Below are 20,586 nucleotides of genomic sequence, written 5' to 3'. Positions count from 1 at the left end.
TCGCATGTTTATAAGAGTATGGGGGACGTGGGGGTGGTGGAGACGCGAGAGCAGCTCCCGCTCGCGTGCGAAGCGCGCGTTGTCAGGGCGCAGGGCCACCTTGAGGGCGACGGGCCTGGAGGGCGACTGCGCGCCAATAGCGCGGTAGACGGCGCCATGGGCTCCCCTCCCGAGACGCTCCAGCACCCGCCAGGGGCCTACCTGGGTTCCCAAAGGAAGGCGCGCTGGATTCAGCTGTGCAGGCTGCATGAGGGTGCCTCGCTGGGAGATGAGCGGTCCGTTCTGTTCACCGATAGGCTACAGGACGCTTGGCATGCCCGCTCTCCGAACGCCGTGCTGGAAGTCCGTGCTGCTGGTGGTGGCCTGTATCCTGCTCGGGGCCTGTGCCGGCGGCCCTCAACGGGCGCCCCCTGGAGCGTTGCGCTTCGTGGACACGGAGACGGCAGGCCGTCTGCGCCACGCCGCTGCCGCGGGCAGAGGGGCGGGGACGCTGACTCAGGCCGCCAGCCAAACAGCCGTGGCATCCGTCCTCGTCCAGTTCGCTCCCGTCCTGCTGACGCTGTTGGAGGGCGACAACGCGGTGGGGGAACTGGAGGAGCGTCTGGTGGACTGCGCCAGGAAGGCCGAGCGCCAGGTCAATGCTGAGTTCTTCGGCGACCGTGCCCCGACACGTCAGGAGTGCGGCGAGGAGGTGGAGGTGGATGGGTGCGCGGGGCGAATCACGCGAGCCATGGTGCTGGGGCAGCGCAAGCACGCGGTGGCGCTCCAATGCGCCCGCGAAGTATTGGAGGAGTTGTGGCTCAGGCCGTACAGCATCGAGCAACGCTACCGCTACTACCCCAACGCCAGGATGTTGGAGACGGTAAGCCGGCAGGAGGAGGCTCGGCTCCTCGAGGAAGGGTGCACGAAGGAGCTGTGGCGCACCATCAAGCCGGACCTCGTACTCCATGCCGACGGCGACCGCCTGCGGTCCGTGCTCACGCTCGACTTCAAGTTTCCGTGTCCCGGAACCAACAAGCCAAGATGGAAGGAGTACGACGGGAACAGTGCCTATGCGGGTTACACGCAGGGGCAAATCTACAAGGAAGCCTTGGGGGGAGATGAGAGAGAACATTCCAGTCATCCGCTTGCGCGACAGCAGCGGCCATCTGGTGGCCCGCGACGGGGTGGTTGTCTGCTTTTTCATGCGTCACCCGCACCGAGAGATTGCCCCCGCGGTATGGCGCGCCATGCAGGCGTACCGCCGTGCCATTCCTCCTCGGGCGCTCGGCTGGTACGGCAGCCCGGACGGAGACACCCTTCCTCTCGATGACAAGGGCTGGGAGCATCTTCGCGAGAAGATGCTCGAACGCCCCTGGGGCGATGCCTGGACGGTCGACTTGGAGGAGGGGGGAGACGGCGTGGGGGGGTACAACATCGAGTATCGGGGCTGGAGACTCGATGCCCCCGCGTTCGCTCGTGACGAGAACTTGAGCTGTGGGGTGACCTTCTCGTTTCCCACCGAGTACCTGCTGGAGCGTGGCCCCGTCCACCTGCGCGCACTGGCTCTGGAGCTCGGCCGCGAGTTGCCCTTCAGCTTCGGCTACGCGAGCCTCGCCTTCGTTTCCGTCCGAGGAAACTGGCACTCGGCGCGCCGCGAACTCCTGGTGCCTCTCTCTCGCTATCTCGGCCTGGACCTCTATTACCTGGACGACACCAGCATGAGTATCGGCACCCAGGCGAGGGGCGCCTACTGGCTCACGTTCCTGGGGCAGCCGCTGTTGGGCCAGCTTGGCGGCATCGATGCACTGCGAGGCAGCCTCTCCTTCCCGGAGGTCTCCTTCGAACCGATGGAGGGCGAACGGCTGCTGCTGACGCTGGGCGAGTGGCCTGATGCCATCGACACGGAGAGAAAGGTGGACCTGGCGCAGTACCGGGCCCTGGCGTTGTTGCTGGAGCCGCACCTCTACGAGGAGCGCAGCGGCTGGATTTCGCAGGACAAGGACAACCTGCGCCACTGGCTCCGTCGACTCTGCAAGTGAGCCGCGGGCCGTGTGCCTCAACGGTTCGTCGCATCCTCCCGAGGAGCACCAGGATTCTTGATGTGGAAGGGCATCTTGACCACGCGCGGGGAGCAAACAGGCTTTCCGCCGGCGAAGGTCAGCATGAGCAGCCCGAACACGCCGAGGATAAGCCCCACACAGGCAGCTGCCCGGGGAAGGACCTCTTCTCAATCCTCAGCCCGCATCTTCGAGCCCTCGGCCCCGGGGGCCCCCTCTTCACCCACGCTCATGAAGCAATGGGCACACGGCCCGGCGGGATTCCGCTACGCTCTGGCTCTTTTTCCGACAGGAGCCCTCCGACAGAAATGAAGCACTCCCTCCCGGTCGTCGCGACCGTCCTGCTGGTCCTGGTCATCGGCTTCCTCTCCGTCCCGGCCCAGGCTGGCAGCCGCCCCCAGCGCGTGCGCAGCGCGGTGGGCGTCGTGAAGGTGTGGTCCGAGTCGCAGCACCTCTACGTCAAGGGCGACATTGGCGTGTCGGACGCTCGGCTTCGTGAGCTGGAGACGTGGCTGACGGCGAACGCGCCTCACTGGACCGTGGTGCTGCTGCAGAGCGCCGAGGGTGAGCGCTTCACCGACGCCGAGGGCACCTCCTTCGTGGGAATCGAGGCGGTGAAGCACGCGCTCGGCAAGGGGCTGTCGAATCGCACGCGCTTCGGCGCGCTGAGACACCCGCGCACGGGCGAGCAGGACGGCGCCATCTTCCTCCTCTCGCTGGAGGATCGGAACCTGTCCTACTTCGGCTCGGACGCGCAGGACCGGCGCGGGCTCGGCGAGGAGCAGTGGGTGGGCCAGCTGGATGCGGCCGCCATCGCCGCCATGCGTGATGGTGGGCGCGTCGTCGATGCGGCGCGCGACACCATCACCACCATCGACACCCGGCTGGCCGCCATCGTGAGCCAGGAGGAGGCGGCCCGGGAGCAGCGGCGCGTCTCGCTGCGCGACCGCCTGCAAGGGCTCCTGGGAGCGCTCGACGCCATCGCCGCGCTCCGAGACGAGACGTTCCAGGGGCGGGCCGTGCTCCTCGTGCCCCAGGCCAACCCGGACCTCGCGGGGCTTCGCGCGAAGGTGACCCAGGCGCTGACGCTGCTCGAGCCCGCCGACAAGGCGCGCTTCGAGCCGGCGGAGGCGGCGCACGAGACGCTGCGGGTCGCCATCGACGAGGCCCGCAAGGGCGTGGAGGAATGTCGCGCGGCCCTCACGCGGCTCCGGCAGGAAGAGACCGCGCTCGCATCGCTCCTGGCGCATCCCCTCCGCCGCTTCGAGCCACCGGAGGTGAAGGCCGCCCAGGAAGCGCTCGAACTGGCCCGGTCCGCCGTCCAGGTGATGGCGAGTGACCGGGAGGCGCGCTTCGGCGAGGCGGTGGCGCGGCGGGAGGCCCTGGAGAAGGTTCTGGAGAAACTGTCCCAGAGCGAGCAGCGGATGAACGCGCTTCCGGGCCTGCTCGACGCCGAGGGGAAGCGGCGCGACGCGGCGCTCGTCCAGTCGCACCTCGCGGCCTCGCGGGAGGCACTGCGGAAGGCTCTTGAAGCGTTCGAGCGCGGAGAGCCTGCGTTCACCGAGCGGGTGCGCGAGAGCGACGAGGCCTACGCGGTGGCCCTCGCGGGCATCCAGCAGGCCGAGGGGGAGCGCGCCCTGCGCGAGCTCAACGTGTTCGTGAACTCGGTGATGCTGCTCACCGCCCTGGGCACCGCGCGCGTCCGGCGCAACCGGCGCAGGCGCGAGGCCCTGACGCGCTACACGCAGTGGCGCACCGCCATCGACGAGAAGACCCAGGCCCTCTTCGGGATGCTGGACCGGACCCACGGCGTGGCCGGCCGCTCCCGGGAGGACATCGAGCAGCGCTATGCGGGCGTCTCGCGCGAGCGGGGGCTGAAGCTCGCCTCGGACGTGGACGAGCTGTTCCTGCTGTCCGTCGCCGCGTCGCGCGTGCTGGGCGAGGCCGACACCTGCCTCACGGGAGGAACGGGAGTCCTGGACTGGGTCAGGAAGCACCTGTCGACCGAGCGGTACGCGCGCGTCACGCGCATGCTGCGCGACCAGCCCATCGTCTTCCACCCCGACGAGGGAGTCGAGCTGGTGCTCCGGGGCGGCCGCACCGACACGCAGAAGCTCATCGGGCCGCTGGCCAGCTACCAGCCGTTCTCCCTGTCCTTCGAGGCGCTCGTCGAGGCGTTCAACACGCGCGCCGCGAACGCGCTCGCCCTGCTCGATTCGCTGGAGCATGCGCCGGAGCGCTCCCGGGAGGCCGTCACCCAGCTGTCGGACCTGTCCGCCGAGCTGCGCGGCCAGGAGGCGGAGGTGGAGGGGCTGCGGGCACCGGCGCTCGTGGGACGCGTGGCGCCCGCGCTGGAGGCGTGCGTCGAGCGTGCACGGGCGCTGCTGCCCCAGGACCCGCTCGGGGCGCTCGAGGGACCGCTCCAGGAGGGGCTGCGACAGGGCACGGACACCCGGGCCCTGCGCGCGGTGCTCGGGCGCGGCCGTTCGGAGGTGCTGCCCACGGCGGAGCGCGCGGGCGTCGCGCTCGTCGCCGCCGGGCTGTCCCGCCACTGGGTGGACCAGTCCATCGAGCGGCTCACGCAGGCGGGAAACACGGCGGCGGAAGCCCTGGTGGAGCGGCCCGCCACTGCCGACATCCAGTCGCTCACCGAAGGCCTGGAGCTGCTTCGCACGCGCGCCTCGGAAGCCGAGGCGCTGGTCGCGATGGCCGGAAAGGCTCGCGCCGAGCTGACCCGGGCGGCGAGGGCCATCGACACCGCGAGGACCGAGCTGGGCCAGGCCATGGGCAAGCCGCCCTCGGCGCTGCTGCTCGAGGAGGACTCCAATCCGTCCGACTTCGCGAACTCGGGCGAGCGGTCGCTCGCGGAGGCCCGCGAGGCGCTGGGGAAGGGGGAGCTGGAACCGGCGCGCACCGGGCTCACCGCCGCGCTGGCGCGGGTGTCCGAGGTGGATGCCGTGCTCGCCCACAGCCGCGAGGCCCTGGCGCGCTTCACCCCTCGGCGCGAGGCCTGTCGGACCGAGGCGCGGCGGCTGGAGCGGCTCGCGGCGGAGCGGGAGGCGCTGCTGGGCGACCTGACGCGGCGCTACCAGCCTTCGGCGCTGCGCCTGCGCGCGGGAGACCCCGTCCACCCGAACGCGAACGGCACCGTGGGGGACAACCTGGACGAGGCGGCCTCGCACCGGAAGCAGGCGGCGGAATTGCTCCGCGAGGCGGATGCCGCCTTCGACGCCGCGCGGCTGCTCGCCACCGCCGAGCTGCTGCGCCAGGTGGAGGGACACCACGCTCTCGTCGCTCACCGCCTGGACGAGCTGGGGGAGAAGGTCCGGCAGCTCGAGGCCGCCGAGGCGGCGAACGCGCGGGTGCTCACGGCCACCGAGCTGTTGGCCACCGCCTGCGCCACCGAGGTGGCCGACCCGCGCGCCATGGCGCCCACGCAGGCGGCGCTCGCGAAGGCCGGGCTCCTGCTTCAGGCAGCGCGGGAGGCGGTGGTGGCCCGTCCCTCCGAGCCCTTCACCGCGGCCGAGCGGCTCACCGCGGCGACCCTGGCGCTCACCCACGTCCAGCAATGCGTGGCGTCCGACCGCGAGCTGCACGCGAGGGCAGGGGAGCGTCTCGCGTCCGCGAAGGCCGAGCTGAAGAAGGCCGAGTCGCTCGCGAAGCGCGCCGCCAACGACGCAGTGCCCGACAGCCAGGAGACGGCCCGCGCCCGGCGGACGGTGGAGGACCTGGGCCGTGCGCTCGCCACGGCGGCACGGGCGCTGGACGGCGCTCACGGGGACTGGAACGAGGTGGACGCGGAGGCCAGTCGCATCGAGTCGCGATCGGAGACCGCGGCCACCACGCTGAGAGGAGAGCTCAAGGCGGCCGAGCGCGCCGTGGATGCCATCCAGGACGCGACCCGCGCCGTGCAGCGCGCCGACCACTGGTCGGGCGGATACGGCGTGCGCATCATCGGGAGGCCCGGGGCGCCGCAGCTCTCCGATGCTCGCGCGGCCTTGCAGCAGGGGCACTATCCGGCGGCGGAGCAGGCCGCGCGCTCGGCCGAGCGGTCCGCGCTGGATGCCATCCGGGAAGCCGAGTGGGAGGAGGACCGGCTCCGCCGCGAGGAAGAGGAGCGACGCGAAGCCGAGCGCCGGCGGCAGGAGGCGGAGCGGCGGCGACGAGAGGAGGAAGAAAGGCGCCGGAGGGAGGCCGCCGAGCCCCGGAGCACCCGCTCGTCCTGGAGCAGCAGCGACGACGATGATTCGTCGTCGTCGTCGTCATCGTCGTCGGGCAGCGGCTCGGGCTTCCGCAGCTCCAGCTGGTGACCCGGCGATACCGCCGCGTGCGCGGGCGCCAAGAACCGTGCACCGACCGCCGCCACGGGTTAGACCAGGGCTCCCCATCCGGAGCCCTTCCATGGCGATTTCCATGTCCTCGGCCAGCGTGCCGATTTTCGTGACGATGCTCGGCAACCTCTCGAAGTGTCTCGGCAAGGCCCGGGCACACGCGGAGGCGAAGAAGTTCGACCCCAACGTGCTGGTGACGACGCGGCTCGCGCCCGACATGCTGCCCTTCAAGAGCCAGGTGCAGATTGCCTGTGACTCGGCCAAGCTCTGTGTGGCGCGCCTTTCCGGGGTGGACGCGCCCCGCTTCGAGGACACCGAGGCCACGCTGTCCGAACTCGAGGAGCGCATCGCGAAGACCCTGGCCTACCTGGAGTCGGTCCCGCGCGAGAAGCTGGACGGCACCGAGGACAAGCAGGTCAGCGTGCCGCGGCGCGACCAGGAACCGATGCGGTTCACCGGAGAGCACTACCTGAAGCACTTCGCCCTGCCGAACTTCTTCTTCCACGTGACGACCGCGTACGCGCTGCTGCGCCACAACGGCGTGGACCTGGGCAAGGCGGACTACCTCGGCGGGCGGTGAGCCGTCAGGCCTTCTCGGCCATCACCTCGCGGGCCTCGTCCAGGGGACCGCGAGCGGCCCTGCGGAAGTCCGACGGCGTCTGGCCGAAGCGCCGGCGGAACGCCCGGCTCAGACCGGACTGGCTCTCGAAGCCCACCGCATGCGCGATTTCGGCGATGGACTCCTCGCCATTTCGCAGGCGCTGCGCGACCAGCTCCAGGCGGAGCTGCGCGAGGTAGGCCACCGGGGGCTGCCCGATGCGCTCCTGGAAGAGCAGCGCGAAGCGCGTGCGGGACATCCCCACCCGCGAGGCCAGCTCCTCGACGGACCACGCGCGTGCCGGGTCCATGTGGAGCAGATGAAGCGCCTCGGCCAGGCGAGGCTCGCGCAGCCCCGCCAGCCACCCGGGAGCGTCCTGTCCCGCGTCCAGCAGCAGTGAGCGCAGCACCTGGACGAAGAGCGCCTCGGTGATTCGCGCGGCCGCCGTGGCGGCACCCGGGGCCGAGGAGGCTGCCTCGTGCGCGAGGGCGTCCAGCAGCGTGCGAAGCGCGGGAAGGGAGGCCCGCTTGTCGCGCCCCAGGTACACGAGGCTGGGGAGCCCGCGCAGCATGCGGATGCCCTGCTCACCCTCCACGGCGAACTTGCCGCACACCAGGCGGGACAGCGCGCCTCTTCCTCCGACGTGATGAACCCCCGCCACCGGCGGGTGCCGCGAGAGGAGCTGCTCGAGGGGAGTGGCCGGGGCCGCCCGCGCGGAGAGCAACTGGTGCGCTTGTCCCCCGAAGAGGACCACCAGCGTCCGCCTCCGTCCTTACAGTGTCACGGCCATGCGGCCCCAGGGCCGCTTTCAAAAGGAGAAGACCTTGGTCGTGGAGTACATCCGCTATGACATTCCTCCCGCGCGCGCGGAGGCGTTCCTCGAAGCCTACCGGGCCGCGGGGGAGCACCTGCGCGCTTCCCCCAACTGCCTGCGCTACGAGGTGAGCCAGGGGACCGAGGAGCCCCACCACTTCATCGTCCGAATCGAGTGGGACTCCATCGAGGGGCATCTCCAGGGGTTCCGCGGCAGCCTCTCCTTTCGGCAGTTCTTCGCGCTCGTCAAACCCTTCGTCTCGGACATCCAGGAGATGAAGCACTACCGCGTGGACAGCGCATGGAGCCGCCCGCGCCCCGCGCCCTGATGCCCGGCGTCCTCAGGGCACCCCGGGGTTGTCCCAGGCACTGGTGTAGGCGGCGCCGAAGAAGCCGCGCGCCCTGGAGCGATTCTCGAAGGGCACCGGCTGCATCGCCGCGAGGCAGGAGGTGTCCGGCGGAGCGTGGGGATTCTGGATGAAGCTCGCCGCGACCAGGAGCCCGCACTCGGGGCTGCCCGGCAGCGTGGTGGGCGAGTTGAACCCGACGCTGTGCCCCACGCGGGGGAAGGTGACGAAGGTCTGATTCGGCGCCCGGTAGTGCCGCGTCGCGACGACCGCGGATTCGTGGGTCGTCATCGGGTCCAGGGTGCCGTTCATCATCAGCAGCGGCACCTTCACCCGGGGCCACCGCGTCGCGTAGCGGCTGGAGTACGTCGGCCACTGCGCCGAGATGTCGGCCCGGTCCACTCCCCAGTCCAGGCTGAAGAGGGCGGACTCGGCGCGCTGGCGCAGGGTGGCGGGGCTCGGGGCGGGTGACTCCCACAGCTCGGAGAAGCTGATGTTGGCCTCCAGCACATGGGAGAAGCCGTAGAGCTCGAAGGGCTCGAAGTAGATGCGAAGGAAGTTCCGCAGCGCCTGGACGTCCGCGGGCTCGCAGCGCTCCAGGCGGTAGGGGATGGCCAGCGAGAAGACTCGCGTGCGCCAGGTCATGAACAGCCCCGCGAGCGACCGGCGCAGCAGCGAGGGGGTGAAGCCCGCCTCGGCGCAATGGCCCCGTGCCACCATCGAGGAGATGGACTGCAGCCGCGCCCACGGGTCCGGTCCCAGCCGCGCGCGGCAGTCCGCGTCCTGGGCGCACAGCGCCGCATAGCCCCGGGCGGCGGGGTCGAACTCGAGGTCCGACCGGGACTGGAAGACCTCTACAGGAGACACCACCGAGTCCTGGATGACGCCATCCGCCTGGTGGGGAAAGAACTCCAGGTAGCGCCACGCCCAGTAGGTTCCGTAGGACAGGCCGTAGAGGAAGACTCGTTGGTTGCGCCCCCGGACGCGCTCGATGAGCGTACCGAGGTCCATCGCCGCCTGCGTCACGTTGAAGTGGGCGAGCTTCTCGCCCCAGCGCGCTCGCACCTCGGCGAGGCAGTCCGGCCACTCCTCCGGCGACAGCTCGCCGCCATTCGGACTTTCCAGCGCCTCCCCCGCGCAGGTGAGTCCGGCCGAGTTCCCGGTGCCGCGGTGGGCGGGGAAGTAGAGGTCCACTCCCGGCATCATCGCCGCGAGCTGCGCCGCCCGCCCGAGGTACAGCGTCTGCCCCGAGCCGCCCGGGCCCCCGTCGAGAATCCACAACTGGGGCGCGTTGGGGACGCCGGACAGCTTGCGCGCGACGAAGAGGGGGAGCGTCTCTCCCCTGGGGCGGTGGTGGTCCAGCGGCAGCGCCACCGTGGTGCACTCCGCGCCCTCGTAGGACTCCGGGCACGGGCTCCAGACGATGGGCTCGTTCCTCCGCCGCTCCGCGGCGTCCTCCTGTGCCAGCGAAGGAGCACTCGGCCCCATCGCCAGGCAGAGCCCTGCCGCCATCCATCCCGTTCTCGCACTCCAAGCCATGGTCGTCTCGCGTGGATGACCGGCCGGTTCCCCGACCGGGGTGTGAAGACGGTCATCATCGGAGGTGGGACGACCCGGGTCCAAAGATGCTTGCGGGCCCGGGCCCGGTGTGCCGGCGGAGACCCTCGCCGGCTCGGCCGTGGGTTGTGAAATCGGGTTCACGCGTGCTAGGTGAGCAGGTCCCACAGGACCTGGCGCACGTTCGCGCGGAGAGTCCTAGATGCGCGCTCTTCGGGCCCTTGGAACGAACGAGGCGCGGGAGAACGGGTCATATGAGGCGCTTCAGTCTGACAGCGGTCGTTGTCGCCATCCTGGTCACCTCGTGTGGCGAAACGAAGGATGAGCGCCCGGACGCCGGAACCAGCAGTGATGCCGGCACCCACGCCGATGCGGGTGTCGCGGCCGACGGCGGCAGCTCCTCCGACGGCGGCAGCTCCGTGGAGGATGGCGGTACGCAGCCCAGCGACGACGCGGGCGTCTGCGTGGCGCGCCCCGAGAACAGCCCGGCGGCCTGCACCGATGGATGCAGCAACGACGGCGACAGCTGGGCGGACTGCAATGACCGTGACTGCTGTGGCGTCGTGAGCTGTCCGCTCGACACCGAGTGCGGCCGTCGAGCGACGGATGGCGGCACCAGCGATGCCGGGACGAACAGCACCACATTCCCAGAGCTCGACGACCCCTCGCGCCCCAGCGCGGTCTACGAGTGCCAGGGGGAGCCGCTCACGGCCGAGCAGTTCCTCGCGTTCGTTCCGCAAGGCTACGGCTCGCTCAAGCTGGTCAACGGGCGGAATTGGAACGGGACCCTCTCGGCGCTGCTGACGCGCCGGACGACGCGCCGCTGCAACTCCGTGACCGGCTGCACGGAGTGGAGCTGGCTGGCGAACGACGTGCAGCCGGACTACCAGGTCAGCCTGGGACTGCGTTCCGAGGGTCGCCTCGAGCTGCGCCACGAGGACGACGCGGGCACGCTCTTGAAGGCCCTCTCGCTGACCGTCACGGACGGCCAGCTCATCCTCAAGAGTGTCGCCTCGCGTCCCTTCCGGATGAGGATGACGCTACAGTCGGATGGAGACGCCTGCGTCTCGTTCGCGTCGACGGTCTCGCGAACGAACCTGGGTGACGGCTCGGTCCTCGAGGAGTTCGAGCTCGCCCGGCTCTCGGTCAAGCCGGCCACGCGGGCGCCCGGGCCGGTGTTCGAAGTGGACTCCGCCACCTGCACGGGGACCCCGATTGCCAACAGCGCCATCGCCGCGAAGTTCACGCCCGGCCAGACGCGCCTGTCTCGTTCGGCCACCGAGCTGCAAGCCAGCCGGCGTTGCCATGCGCTCACCGGCTGCACCGGTTCGGAGCCCATGCCGGTGAACGGCCAGAGCAACGCGCTCGTGGTCTTGGGGAATGGCTTCGCCTACGAACTGGGAGTCGAGCGGGTCCAGATTACCGCGGGCGAAGCCCGCTGGACTTCCGGCGCCTCGGTGGCCTCGGTGCTCGTCACCGATACATGCTTCGGTCACGTCCTCGAGACCTCGGGGACCGACGCCTTCGGGAGCACGTGGGCCGACCTGCTCTGGTCGCGCTCGGAGTGGTGAGCCGGGGCGCCCATCTCAGAAGGCCGTGCCGTCCACGCCGCCGCCGCGAGGACGGCAGCGGCGCGGGCAATCCCTACCGGACCTCGGGCACGAGCCACATGTCGTGGTACCCGCCGTTCCCCTCGGTGGGACTCACGCTGACGTACCAGAGGCCCGGCTCGGGCCTCCAGACCCCGCAGCGCGTCTGGGTCCCTGGCGTCGAGACGCAGTCCCGCTCGGTGGCCGTCGGCGGGCTCCCCCTCCTGGCGGCGACGGTGACGATGCCGTAGGCGGGGAAGCCGTCGGTTCCGAGCCTCACCTCGAGCTGCTCGCGTCCTTCGGGAACCATGAACTTGTAGGTCCGGACGGTGGTCGACGAGCCGGACACCCCCCGCCACAGGTCTCCGGGCAGGAGCACGGGGATGCCGGCGGCGGCCGCGGGACCATGGAAGCCCGTCAGCCGGACATCGTTGAAGCCATACGAATGGCTCGGGCTGGGCCTCACGCGGAGGTACCAGGTCCCCGCTTCGGGAGAGAGCACCTGGCAGCGCAGGGCTCCGGGCGTGGGCTCCGAGCAGGAAGTGCTCGTGTCGGTGGGCAGCGCCCCCCGCGCGATGTGGGCCTGGATGCGTCCCGCGGACTCCTCGATGGCGTCCACGTCGAACGTCAGCACCTCCTGGCCGGCGGGCACCTCCAACTTGAAGATTCGCGGGCTGCGCTCCTGGATGCGAAGGGCCGGCATGGGCACGCCGTTGGTGAGGGGTGTCACGGTCGCCGCATCGAAGTACCCCCCGTTCAGCGTGAGGTTCCGGTACGCGTTCACCCCGGTGAGCATCACGAACCAGGTCCCCGCCCTCGGGTTGGGGACGACACACACCTTCCCCTTCGTGGAGGCGGAGGTCGAGCAGTCCAGCGTCGCGCTGCTGACGGGCCTGCCGTCGACTTTCACCCGGAGGGTCGCGCTTCCCCAGCCCTCCGACGTCGCGAACCACAGCAGGCTCTGTCCGGCCGGCACCTCCATCCTCCAGGTCTTCTCCGAGCCCTCCGCTCCCGACAGGCCGGTGAGGGCACCGTGGGGCAGGAACTCGGGAATGCCTTCCGCCGGCGTCATGGCGTACGTCGCCGTCAACCGGGCACCGGAGTCCGCGTCCAGCTCCTTCACCGCCACGTACCAGGTGCCGGCGGCGGGCTGGACGACGTTGCAGTTCCCTTCCAACCCACCGTGGGCCAGCCGCTTGCAGTCGTACGTGTACTCGCCAGGCCTGGCGCCATGGCGCACGAAGAGGACCGCGTTCCTGGCCGCATCCGGCACCGTCAACCGGAAGTTCAAGTCACTGGCGCCCGCGGGCACCTCCAGCCGCCAGTACGTCATCGCGCCCTGGGCACCCGCGAGCGGGTACTCCGGAATGCCGCTGACCAGCGGGCGCAGGTCCTTGTTCCGGGTGGTGACGCGGAGCGCGCCGTCGAAGGCGCCGTTGCCTCGGACGGTGATGTACCAGGTGCCCGCCGCGGGCGTGGGAATCTCACAGACCTTCAAGGCCTTGCACTGGTGCGAGAAGTACGTCGGGAAGGCCTCGTGCTGAATCCACAGCTCGCCGCCCGACCACGCGTACTTCCCGCTGTCGAGCACCTCCGCCAGGAGGTAGGCCTGCCCCTCGGGCACTTCCATCTGGTACGTCTGGAAGCTGTTGCGAGCGCCCGAGACGCGGATGGGCTGGCTGTCGGCGACGGTCGCAATCGGTCCGGTCTCCGAGTGCACGGCGGTCACGATGGCGTTGTGGAAGCCGCCGGGCCCCGGCGAGGCAATCTCCACGAGCGCGTACCAGGTGCCCTCCTGCGGGTCGAAGAAGTCGCAACGCTCGTACGCGCTGCCAGCGTGCGCGGAAGCGCAGTCGTTGTCCGTCGGTGATGGCAGGGCGCCTCGCTTCACGTAGAGATTGGTGGCGGCGTAGCCCCCGGTGGTGAAGCTCAGCCCGGTCCTTCCGGCGGGGACCTCGAAGCTGAAGAAGGCCCAGGTGGGCTGGTTGGGGATGTCGGGAGACTCCCAGAAGTTCTCCAGGGGCGTGGGCGCCGTGTACGTCGCCACGACCGAGGCCTCCGAGTAGGCCGACGTGCCCCAGATGCTCACGTACCAGGTGCCCGCGCCGGGGCGGAAGATGTCGCAGGAGACGGCACAGGCGTAGGTGCTCGTCGTCGGATGGGCACCGAGCCTCGCGCGCATCATCACGGCGCCAGTGCCGCCCGACGCGGCAATCTGGAGCCGGGCCTGATTCGGAGGCACCTCGAGCGCGAAGGTCCGCACGTCCAGCGGCGTGCCGGACAGCCCGGTGATGGGCTCGCCGTTGACCAGCGTCCGCGTCGAGGGAATGGACAGGTTGTAGCCGGCGGTCAGCGTGTGCCCCACGAGCGGCGAGCTGCTGCTGCCCTTCACCAGGAAGTGCCACGTGCCCTGCTGCGGGTTCTCGATGTAGCAGGCATTGGGGGTGGTGGCCCTGCAGGTGTAGCTCGTCTCCGTGGGCTTGCTACCGAACCGGGCGTGGACCCACCCGTAGCCCGTACCGCCATCGACCCAGATGGCCATCCGCTTCTGCCCCAGCGGAACCTCCAAAGTGGCGTAGAGGAGGTCGTCGCCGCTCACCGAGATGCCCGTCACGGGCTGGTATCTCTCCAGCACCAGGTACCGCACCACGCCCGAGTACCGGCCCACCAGCGTGAGGTTGCTGAAGACATTCTCCGGGGCCGCGGCCTTGAGCAGGACATACCAGACACCGGCCTGGGGCTCGGTGAAGGTGCAGGTGGCGCTGCCGCCGGAGGTGCTGCCCCTCGTGCAGTCGTAGCTGGTGGTGGTCGGCGCGCTCCCGTGCTTCACGTACATCGCGTAGTCGCCCGTGGTGCCGGAGGGGACCTCGAAGACGAGCTTCGCGGTGCTGGCGGGAACCTCCAGCCGGAACAGGGACGGGCTGCCATCGGCGCTACCGAGGCTCAGCGTGGGCTGTCCGTTGACGAGGGGGATTCCCGCGAGGCCGTCGGTCACCGTCGTCGCGAGCAGGGTGACGCCGCTGAACGCCGAGCTGCCACGAATCATGATGTTGTACGTGTCCGCCGCGGGGCTCGTCACCGTGCACGTCTCGTTGTTGCCGCCGGTGTAGGGGCGGCAGTCGTAGGCGACCGTGGTGGGGAGGGCCGCCCGCCTCACGTAGAGGTCCGCGTCGCCCGTGCCCCCCGACAGGGTGACCTGGAGCCGACCCTGCCCGGCCGGGACGGAGAGGCTGTAGTACAGCCGGGTGTCCGCGGCGCCCGACAGGTTCGCGACCGTCCTTCCATTCTGGAGCGGGGTGACGTGGGGGACGATGTTGGCCGTCAGCGTCACGTTGCTGAACGCCGTGTACCCGCGCAGCATGACGTACCACGTGCCCGCCTGGGACGAGCTCACCTGGCAGCTCTGGGTGGTGCCGGTATTGCCCGAGCGGCAGTCATGGGCGGTGAGGGTGGGCGCGCTGCCTTGACGGATGAAGAGCTCCACGTCGCCGGTGCCTCCGGACACGTCGACGCGCAGCCCGGCCTGCCCGGTGGGAACCGCCACGGTCCAGGTCCGCCACTCGCCCAGCAGGCCGGAGCTCAGGGTCAGCGGCACGCCATTGGTGAGCGCCCGGACGGGAAAGGCGCTCGTGCCCGTCGAGGAGTACTTCCCCGTGAGCGTGACATTGGAGAAGGAGGTCGTCGCGGAGAGGAGCACGTACCACGTTCCCGCGGTCCGGCGGCCGGAGAGGGTGCAGGTCTCCACGCTGCCGGCCTGGGTCGATGCGCAGTGGGCGTTGGCGGGCGTGGGAGTGCCGTCGAAGGAGACGAACATGTCCGCGTTGCCGGTGCCGCCGGTGGTGGTGAAGGTCACCGTGTTCTGCTCGGCGGGAACGGACATCGTGTAGAGGAGCTGGTGCCCCGCGGGAGCCGCGAGGAAGCTGACGGGGCTGTTGGGGGTGAGCACTCCATTCACCAGCTCGCTGGCGCTGCCATCGACAGACGCGGCGCTCGGGTCCTGCGGCCCACGAGCATCACAGGCGCTCAGCAGGAGCAGCGCTCCCGCGAGCAGGGGGATGAGATGACGACGATTCACGGGGGTCTCGGGTCGTAACGGGGCTTCGCGGGGAGGCCAGTCCCGTGAAGCCCCTGTTCCAGGTAATCGGATGACATCTGTTACCGATACCGAAGAACGGACCGAGCCGTGAGATGTCGCATCGCACCAAACCGATTCCTGGTGCGCGGTCACTCGGGTGGAGGACCCGCGAGGTTCTCTTCCCTGGCGCGTGAGAAAGCAAGACAGAGACAGTCTCAGCGATGGGCGCCAGCAGGGGCCACGCCGGGGTGGCGTGGGCATTGCAATCACTTCACCCGCGCTCCGGACCTCCTTCCCTGGAGCGACGAGGAGCCGGCTTGCTCTGCCTCATCGCCTTCCTGTGGCTTCCGGTCATGCTGGTGACGGCCATCGTGACATTCGGTCGCGGGACGAAGGGCCAGGTGCGCAAACTTGTCCCGCTGCTGGTCATCATGGTCATCCAGGCGGTGCTGCTGCTGGCGGCCTGGCGGGAGACGCGCCGGTGGAAGTCTCCCATCTACGACTACTCTCCCGAGTTCGGCCTGGGGGAGCTGACCGGCACCTGGGACTCCCGGCGCGGCACCCTGGTACTGAACGCGGATGGCAGCTTCGAATACGGCAATGCCCAGGGGCACTGGGACCCGATGGCCTCGTACGCGGCCACCCTCCGCATCGGGCAGGAGGCCTGGTGCGTCTACCGGCGCGACGGGCAGTTCCACCTGCTGCGCCCCGAGGACTGCGAGTGGGACGCCGACAACTGGAACTACAGTCGGGCCTTTACCCGGAGGCGTTGAGCGGCACGCCGACCTTCGAGCGCGGAGCCGAGTCGTTGTCCGCAGGCACCTCAGAACGAAGGCAGGTCGTTGGCGAGGTGGGCTGACAAGCCCCCATCAATCACCAGCGTCGTGCCATTGATGTAGCCACCGGAAGGCCCCGCGACGAAGGCCACCATGCGGGCCACCTCGTCGGGAGTGGCGAACCTTCCGGCGGGAATCCTCCGCAGCAATTCCTTGCGGAACGCGGGGTCTGCCTTCGCCAACATCTCCGTGTCGATATAGCCGGGGCAGATGGCGTTGCAGGTGATGCCATGCGCACCCCACTCGGCGGCGATGGACTTGGAATAGCCGACCAGGGCGTGCTTGGTGGCCGCGTAGGTGGAGGAGAGCGCCCCACCGAACAACCCGAGGGAGGAGGAGATGTTGACGATTCTCCCGAACCCGGCCGCCTTCATGCGGGGGAGGGCCCACCGGCAGAGATGGTAGACGGCGTCCACGTTCACGCCGAACAAGGCATCCCACTCGGCCTTGGAGACCTCATCGGCGCGATGGAAGGGCCCGCCGTAACCGGCGTTGTTCACGATGACGCCGGGGACCCCCACGGTGGCCTCCATCCGGGCGAGCGTCGCGTTCACCGCGGCCTCGTCCGAGAGGTCACACACGAACGACCACGCCTGGGCACCGGAGGCGCGCAGCTTCTTCTCCTGCCGGGCCAGGGCCTCCGCGTCACGCGCCAGCAGGACCACGCGGAACCCGTTCTCCGCGAGGACGTCGGCGATGGCCGCGCCAATCCCCCGGCTGGCTCCGGTGACGAGCGCCAGGTTCGCACCCGTTGGCCGTTCCATCAGAGGACTCCCTTGGGGGGAACGAGGCGGAGCTCATCGACGCGGATGTGCAGGGGCTTGCGGGCAATCTCCCAGATGCACTCGGCCACATCGTCCACGGACAGCATGTCGGCGGGGCTGAACTCCGGGCGCGACTTCCAGAAGGCCGTGTACACGGCCCCCAACGAGAGGAGCGTGGCCCGGATGGCGTGGGCCTTTCCCTCCTCGTTCAAGACACCCGTGAGCCCCCGGACGCCATGCTTGGAGGCGGCATAGGACCCATTCATGGGCAGGGTGAGGTGGTCGCTCACGGAGCCGATGTGGATGATTCTCCCGCCGCCGTGCGCCTTCATCCGCTTGAACGCCTCGCGCGCGCACAGGAACGTGCCGGTCAGGTTCACGTCGAGGGTCTTTCGCCAGTCCTGAAGCGAGGTCTCCTCGATGGGGGTGAAGCTTCCAAAGCCCGAACAGTTGACCAGCAGCGAGAGGGGGCCCGCCGCGGCCGCCCTGTCGAACAGCGACTTCACGGAGGCCTCGTCCGTGACGTCCACCCGCATCGACTCGGACGACTCCTGCGTCACATCCTCCGAGGCACAGACGACGCGCAGGCCCTCCGCGCGCAGTCTGCGCGTGACGGCCGTGCCGATGTTGCCCGTCCCACCCACGACGATTGCATTCCGACTGTTCATGTCAGGAGAGATACAGGCCGTTCCGCGCCGCTACCAGGAGCAATCGCGGCGGGCTCACGCCGCCTTCGCGACCGTGAAGAAGGGGAGGGAGGTGAAGCCCGCGCAGGAGTTCTCGCCCCGGTGTCCCAGGAGAGAGGACCCCCGCTCGGAGATGCCAAGCCGCCGCCGCAGGACCTGCAGGGGCTCCTCCAGCAGGGACTCGAAACGCGCGCCCAGCATGGACATGGCGGCGACACCCCGCTCGAAGTCCTGGGCCTGGATGTGTCCCGAGTAGATGTCGCGCAGGTGCTTGTACCGCGCCTGGGCGATGTCCGGATGCACCGCCGCCTCCGCCAGGAAGAGGGCGAGCGCCGCGGGCGCAAGTCCGAACACGAACGACTGGACCGCGACCTCGTCCGAGTCCGACGTCTCGTAGGACCCCAGCACGTGGAAGAAGTCGTGGCACTTGTTGAGCCGGTGGACGGCGTACTGGGTGGGCGTCGCGTCGGGGCCGAGCCGGGACCGGATGGGGAAGAAGTCGGGGGACAGCCGGTAGTGCTCCATGTAGCGCGCGTAGCAGCTCCCGAGAGTGCCTTCCGGCAACGCGGTGAGGTCCTCCGGCACCGGGAGGGCAGGGTCCCACCGCTCGGCATGGAGCTGCCGGAACCCCGGCACCGCGAGCAGGGCGGCATCGCTGGCCGCGAGGAACTCGGCCCGCGAGAGGACAGGGAGGGTCTCTCCCAGCGTCGCGCGTCGGCTCACCAGGTCGCGGGCAATTTCGTTGAGGGATGGCGCGGTCACCAGGGTCTCCAAGGCTCCAGGTTATGATTTCCGGGGGGAGGCCCTCAAACCCCCGTTCCGCCTGCCCCGCTCCCCGCGCGCGCACCGCCCGGCTCCTCGCCCCCTCGGCTCCCTGGCTGGCCCGTCGCCGCGCGGTACGCGTCGACGAGCACGCGGACCCAGGCCTCCAGGTAGTGCTCCGCGCGCTCCGGAGCCGACGGCCGGGGATCGCCCACGGTGCCGTTCGGGGCGTTGTCGCGGAGGCTCGGATAGAAGAGCGAGCCGGACCGGGGCTTCGGCCCCATGAAGCCCGGCTCCAGCCGGTCCAGGCGTACGGCGTCGGGCCGCAGGCCGCGGATGATGGAGGTCTCGAACTCGCCGGCATGGTGTCCCGAGCACTCCGGGCCCACCCCGTGCGCCCCGCTCGCCTCCTGGAGGACACGCGTGAGCCGGGCGGACTCCGTGAAGACGATGAGCTCCATGGGGGCGCTCGCGGCTCGCAGCGCATCCACGCACTCCGCCAGGGGGGCGTAATTGCCTCCGTGGCCCGTGAACAGGAACACCCGCTCGAACCCGTGTCTCCGGCAGGAGGCGAGCACGTCCAGAAGGACGGCGCGCAACGTGGCGGTGCTCAAGCTGAGCGTGCCCGGAAAGGCCATGTGCTCCACCGAGCAGCCCAGGGGCAGGGCAGGGCAGGCGATGGCCTCGGGGACCCGGGCGCAGAAGCGTTCCGCGAGCGCGTCGGCAATCCAGGTATCGGTCGCGAACGGCAGGTGCGCGCCATGCTGCTCCATGGCCCCGAGGGGAAGGACGGCCGTCCGCACGCCGCTCGCGAGGAGCCGCTCCAGTTCGGGCCAGGTGAGCCGCTCCAGACGCCGCTCGTCGGGTCTCTTCATCGGTTCGGACATCGGGGCCTCTTCAGGACGCGATCTTGAAGACGCTCGGAGAAGTGAGCGAGAAGCCGTGCCGCGCCAGGGCGTCGTTCATGACCCTGCGCGCGCCGTCCTCGTCGAGGCTGGTGAAGGCGGGAGTGACCGCCCTGCCCGGGACATGATGCGCGAGGAGCACGAAGAGTGCCTCGTCGGTGAAGCGGGAAGCCGCCCGCTGTTCGGGCCGCACCTGTGGACCGAGGGTCGAGGCCACCAGCATCGCCTCGTCGCCATCGGCGGACGGGAACACGACGACGCCATGCCCATGCCGGACCATCTCCGCGACCGTCCGCTTCCATTGGGGTTTGTAGAGGCCATGGCGGAGCGGAAAGCGCTCCAGCAGCGACTCCCGCTGGATGCGCACGAGTGGCACCCGCCGCAGCCCCTCTCCGCTCTGGCCATACGTGAGCACGACGCGCTCGCGGCCCGCCAGGAGATCGAAGTAGACGTGGGCCCGGAACCACGCGAGCGCGCTCTCGGGGCCCACGCGGATGGGGAGGAGATAGGACGCCATCCGCAGCAGGTACGGGGCCGTCTCGAGCGGCGCCGGCTCGAATGAGGAGACCCGCTCCGGCAGCTCCGCCTCCTTCTGCTTCAGCAGTCCACTGGCGAGCGCATGGCCCACGCGGCGCTTGGACGAGAGGTAATGGACGTTGAAAGCGCTCGCCTCGCGCTGGACCCGCTCGGCGGCCTCGACCACGAGGCCCTGCTCCTGGAGCGCGCGGGTCTTCTCCGGGTTGTTCGTGAGCAGCCGGAGGGGCGCGCTCACGCCGAGCAGCCGCAGCGCCAGTCCCACCTCGTGGTAGCGGCGATGGTCCGACTCCAGGCCCAGCGACTGGTACGCCTCGAAGGTCGTGAGCCTCTGGCGGCTCGCCTGGACGAGCATCCGGTCGCGCGCCTTGGCGGCATAGCCCGCGCCCCGGCCCTCCTGCATCAAGTAGAAGACGATGCCGCGTCCCGCTCCGGCGATGCGCTCGAGTGCCAGGTCGAGCTGCTCGGCGCAATCACAGTCGCAGCCTCCGAAGGCCTCGCTCGTGATGCAGGCCGAATGAACGCGAGCGAGCAGCGGCTCAGGCGCCTGGAGGTCCCCCCGGCAGACCGCGAGCGCGTAGGTGCGTGTGGAGAGGTTCTGGAAGACGTGGACCTGGAAGTCCCCGTGACGGGTCTCCAGGCGCTGCTCGCCGAGCCGGAGCAGCAGGCCATGGGTGGCGTGTTGACGCGGATTCGAGTGGGGCCACGAGGCAGGCTGGGAGGGCATGGCTCCGCCCTGGTGCACCCGAT

General features: G+C 70.0%; 14 protein-coding genes and 1 pseudogene. 6 read left to right on the top strand and 9 right to left on the bottom strand.

Features of this window, described 5'->3' with window-relative positions; genetic code table 11:
• Nucleotides 1–186 (bottom strand): annotated as a pseudogene (locus HG543_RS54535) (hypothetical protein); the annotation flags it as partial.
• 914 nt (nucleotides 187–1,100) lie between these two features.
• Between HG543_RS54535 and HG543_RS20660 the strand changes: the two are divergent.
• From HG543_RS20660 to HG543_RS20650, 3 genes are all read left to right on the top strand, one after another.
• Nucleotides 1,101–2,021 (top strand): type VI immunity family protein, encoded by a 921-nt coding sequence (locus HG543_RS20660; RefSeq protein ID WP_246357181.1) that lies wholly within the window; start codon nucleotides 1,101–1,103, stop codon nucleotides 2,019–2,021.
• 326 nt (nucleotides 2,022–2,347) lie between these two features.
• Nucleotides 2,348–6,349, top strand: a complete 4,002-nt coding sequence (locus HG543_RS20655) for a coiled-coil domain-containing protein (RefSeq protein WP_169346532.1) — start codon at nucleotides 2,348–2,350, stop codon at nucleotides 6,347–6,349.
• 91 nt (nucleotides 6,350–6,440) lie between these two features.
• The gene (locus tag HG543_RS20650; RefSeq protein WP_169346531.1) at nucleotides 6,441–6,950 is read left to right on the top strand and encodes a DUF1993 domain-containing protein; all 510 of its coding nucleotides are present in this window, start codon (nucleotides 6,441–6,443) and stop codon (nucleotides 6,948–6,950) included.
• Between the two features lie 4 nt (nucleotides 6,951–6,954).
• Here HG543_RS20650 and HG543_RS56370 read toward each other — a convergent pair whose 3' ends face one another.
• Nucleotides 6,955–7,722, bottom strand: a complete 768-nt coding sequence (locus HG543_RS56370) for a helix-turn-helix domain-containing protein (protein WP_169346530.1) — start codon at nucleotides 7,720–7,722, stop codon at nucleotides 6,955–6,957.
• A 76-nt stretch (nucleotides 7,723–7,798) separates the two neighbouring features.
• Between HG543_RS56370 and HG543_RS20640 the strand changes: the two genes are divergently transcribed.
• Nucleotides 7,799–8,110 (top strand): putative quinol monooxygenase, encoded by a 312-nt coding sequence (locus HG543_RS20640; RefSeq protein WP_343073404.1) that lies wholly within the window; start codon nucleotides 7,799–7,801, stop codon nucleotides 8,108–8,110.
• Nucleotides 8,111–8,122: 12 nt separating this feature from the next.
• On the opposite strand, the gene HG543_RS20635 is transcribed toward HG543_RS20640, so the two are convergent.
• Nucleotides 8,123–9,640: an alpha/beta fold hydrolase gene (locus HG543_RS20635; RefSeq protein ID WP_211194052.1), complete on the bottom strand. Its 1,518-nt coding sequence runs from the start codon at nucleotides 9,638–9,640 to the stop codon at nucleotides 8,123–8,125.
• 299 nt (nucleotides 9,641–9,939) lie between these two features.
• On the opposite strand from HG543_RS20635, the gene HG543_RS20630 reads away from it, so the two are divergent.
• The gene (locus HG543_RS20630) at nucleotides 9,940–11,256 is read left to right on the top strand and encodes a hypothetical protein (protein ID WP_169346528.1); all 1,317 of its coding nucleotides are present in this window, start codon (nucleotides 9,940–9,942) and stop codon (nucleotides 11,254–11,256) included.
• 73 nt (nucleotides 11,257–11,329) lie between these two features.
• Here the strand turns inward: HG543_RS20630 and HG543_RS20625 are convergent, their stop codons facing one another.
• The gene (locus tag HG543_RS20625) at nucleotides 11,330–15,349 is read right to left on the bottom strand and encodes a pre-peptidase C-terminal domain-containing protein (RefSeq protein WP_169346527.1); all 4,020 of its coding nucleotides are present in this window, start codon (nucleotides 15,347–15,349) and stop codon (nucleotides 11,330–11,332) included.
• Between the two features lie 317 nt (nucleotides 15,350–15,666).
• Here HG543_RS20625 and HG543_RS20620 point away from each other — a divergent pair, with 317 nt between their 5' ends.
• On the top strand, nucleotides 15,667–16,122 hold the full coding sequence (locus tag HG543_RS20620) for a hypothetical protein (protein ID WP_169346526.1): 456 nt from the start codon (nucleotides 15,667–15,669) through the stop codon (nucleotides 16,120–16,122).
• Between the two features lie 50 nt (nucleotides 16,123–16,172).
• Here the strand turns inward: HG543_RS20620 and HG543_RS20615 are convergent, their stop codons facing one another.
• The 5 genes from HG543_RS20615 to HG543_RS20595 are packed head-to-tail and all read right to left on the bottom strand — an operon-like array spanning nucleotide 16,173 to nucleotide 20,563.
• Nucleotides 16,173–16,949, bottom strand: a complete 777-nt coding sequence (locus HG543_RS20615) for an SDR family NAD(P)-dependent oxidoreductase (protein ID WP_169346525.1) — start codon at nucleotides 16,947–16,949, stop codon at nucleotides 16,173–16,175.
• A complete protein-coding gene (locus HG543_RS20610) occupies nucleotides 16,949–17,617 on the bottom strand; it encodes an SDR family oxidoreductase (RefSeq protein ID WP_169346524.1) in 669 nt (222 codons plus the stop codon). Before HG543_RS20610 ends, HG543_RS20615 begins: the two co-directional genes overlap by 1 nt.
• A gap of 54 nt (nucleotides 17,618–17,671) precedes the next feature.
• Nucleotides 17,672–18,397: a Coq4 family protein gene (locus tag HG543_RS20605; protein ID WP_343073403.1), complete on the bottom strand. Its 726-nt coding sequence runs from the start codon at nucleotides 18,395–18,397 to the stop codon at nucleotides 17,672–17,674.
• A 44-nt stretch (nucleotides 18,398–18,441) separates the two neighbouring features.
• Complete coding sequence (locus HG543_RS20600) at nucleotides 18,442–19,284, bottom strand: creatininase family protein (protein WP_246357180.1); 843 nt, start codon at nucleotides 19,282–19,284, stop codon at nucleotides 18,442–18,444.
• 10 nt (nucleotides 19,285–19,294) lie between these two features.
• Complete coding sequence (locus tag HG543_RS20595; RefSeq protein WP_169346522.1) at nucleotides 19,295–20,563, bottom strand: GTP cyclohydrolase II; 1,269 nt, start codon at nucleotides 20,561–20,563, stop codon at nucleotides 19,295–19,297.
• Nucleotides 20,564–20,586: the final 23 nt, after the last annotated feature.

Origin of the sequence: Pyxidicoccus fallax, assembly GCF_012933655.1 — a bacterium.
GTDB classification, from domain to species: domain Bacteria; phylum Myxococcota; class Myxococcia; order Myxococcales; family Myxococcaceae; genus Myxococcus; species Myxococcus fallax.
The sequence above is the reverse complement of the archived record's forward strand: the minus strand, read 5'-3'. Positions and strand labels throughout refer to the sequence as shown.

Coding starts and splice junctions, on each gene's coding strand:
- HG543_RS20660 (WP_246357181.1), top strand. CDS start 1,101: ATGAGAGAGAACATTCCAGTCATCCGCTTGCGCGACAGCAGCGGCCAT.
- HG543_RS20655 (WP_169346532.1), top strand. CDS start 2,348: ATGAAGCACTCCCTCCCGGTCGTCGCGACCGTCCTGCTGGTCCTGGTC.
- HG543_RS20650 (WP_169346531.1), top strand. CDS start 6,441: ATGGCGATTTCCATGTCCTCGGCCAGCGTGCCGATTTTCGTGACGATG.
- HG543_RS20635 (WP_211194052.1), bottom strand. CDS start 9,640: ATGGCGGCAGGGCTCTGCCTGGCGATGGGGCCGAGTGCTCCTTCGCTG.
- HG543_RS20630 (WP_169346528.1), top strand. CDS start 9,940: ATGAGGCGCTTCAGTCTGACAGCGGTCGTTGTCGCCATCCTGGTCACC.
- HG543_RS20615 (WP_169346525.1), bottom strand. CDS start 16,949: ATGGAACGGCCAACGGGTGCGAACCTGGCGCTCGTCACCGGAGCCAGC.
- HG543_RS20610 (WP_169346524.1), bottom strand. CDS start 17,617: ATGAACAGTCGGAATGCAATCGTCGTGGGTGGGACGGGCAACATCGGC.
- HG543_RS20600 (WP_246357180.1), bottom strand. CDS start 19,284: ATGTCCGAACCGATGAAGAGACCCGACGAGCGGCGTCTGGAGCGGCTC.
- HG543_RS20595 (WP_169346522.1), bottom strand. CDS start 20,563: ATGCCCTCCCAGCCTGCCTCGTGGCCCCACTCGAATCCGCGTCAACAC.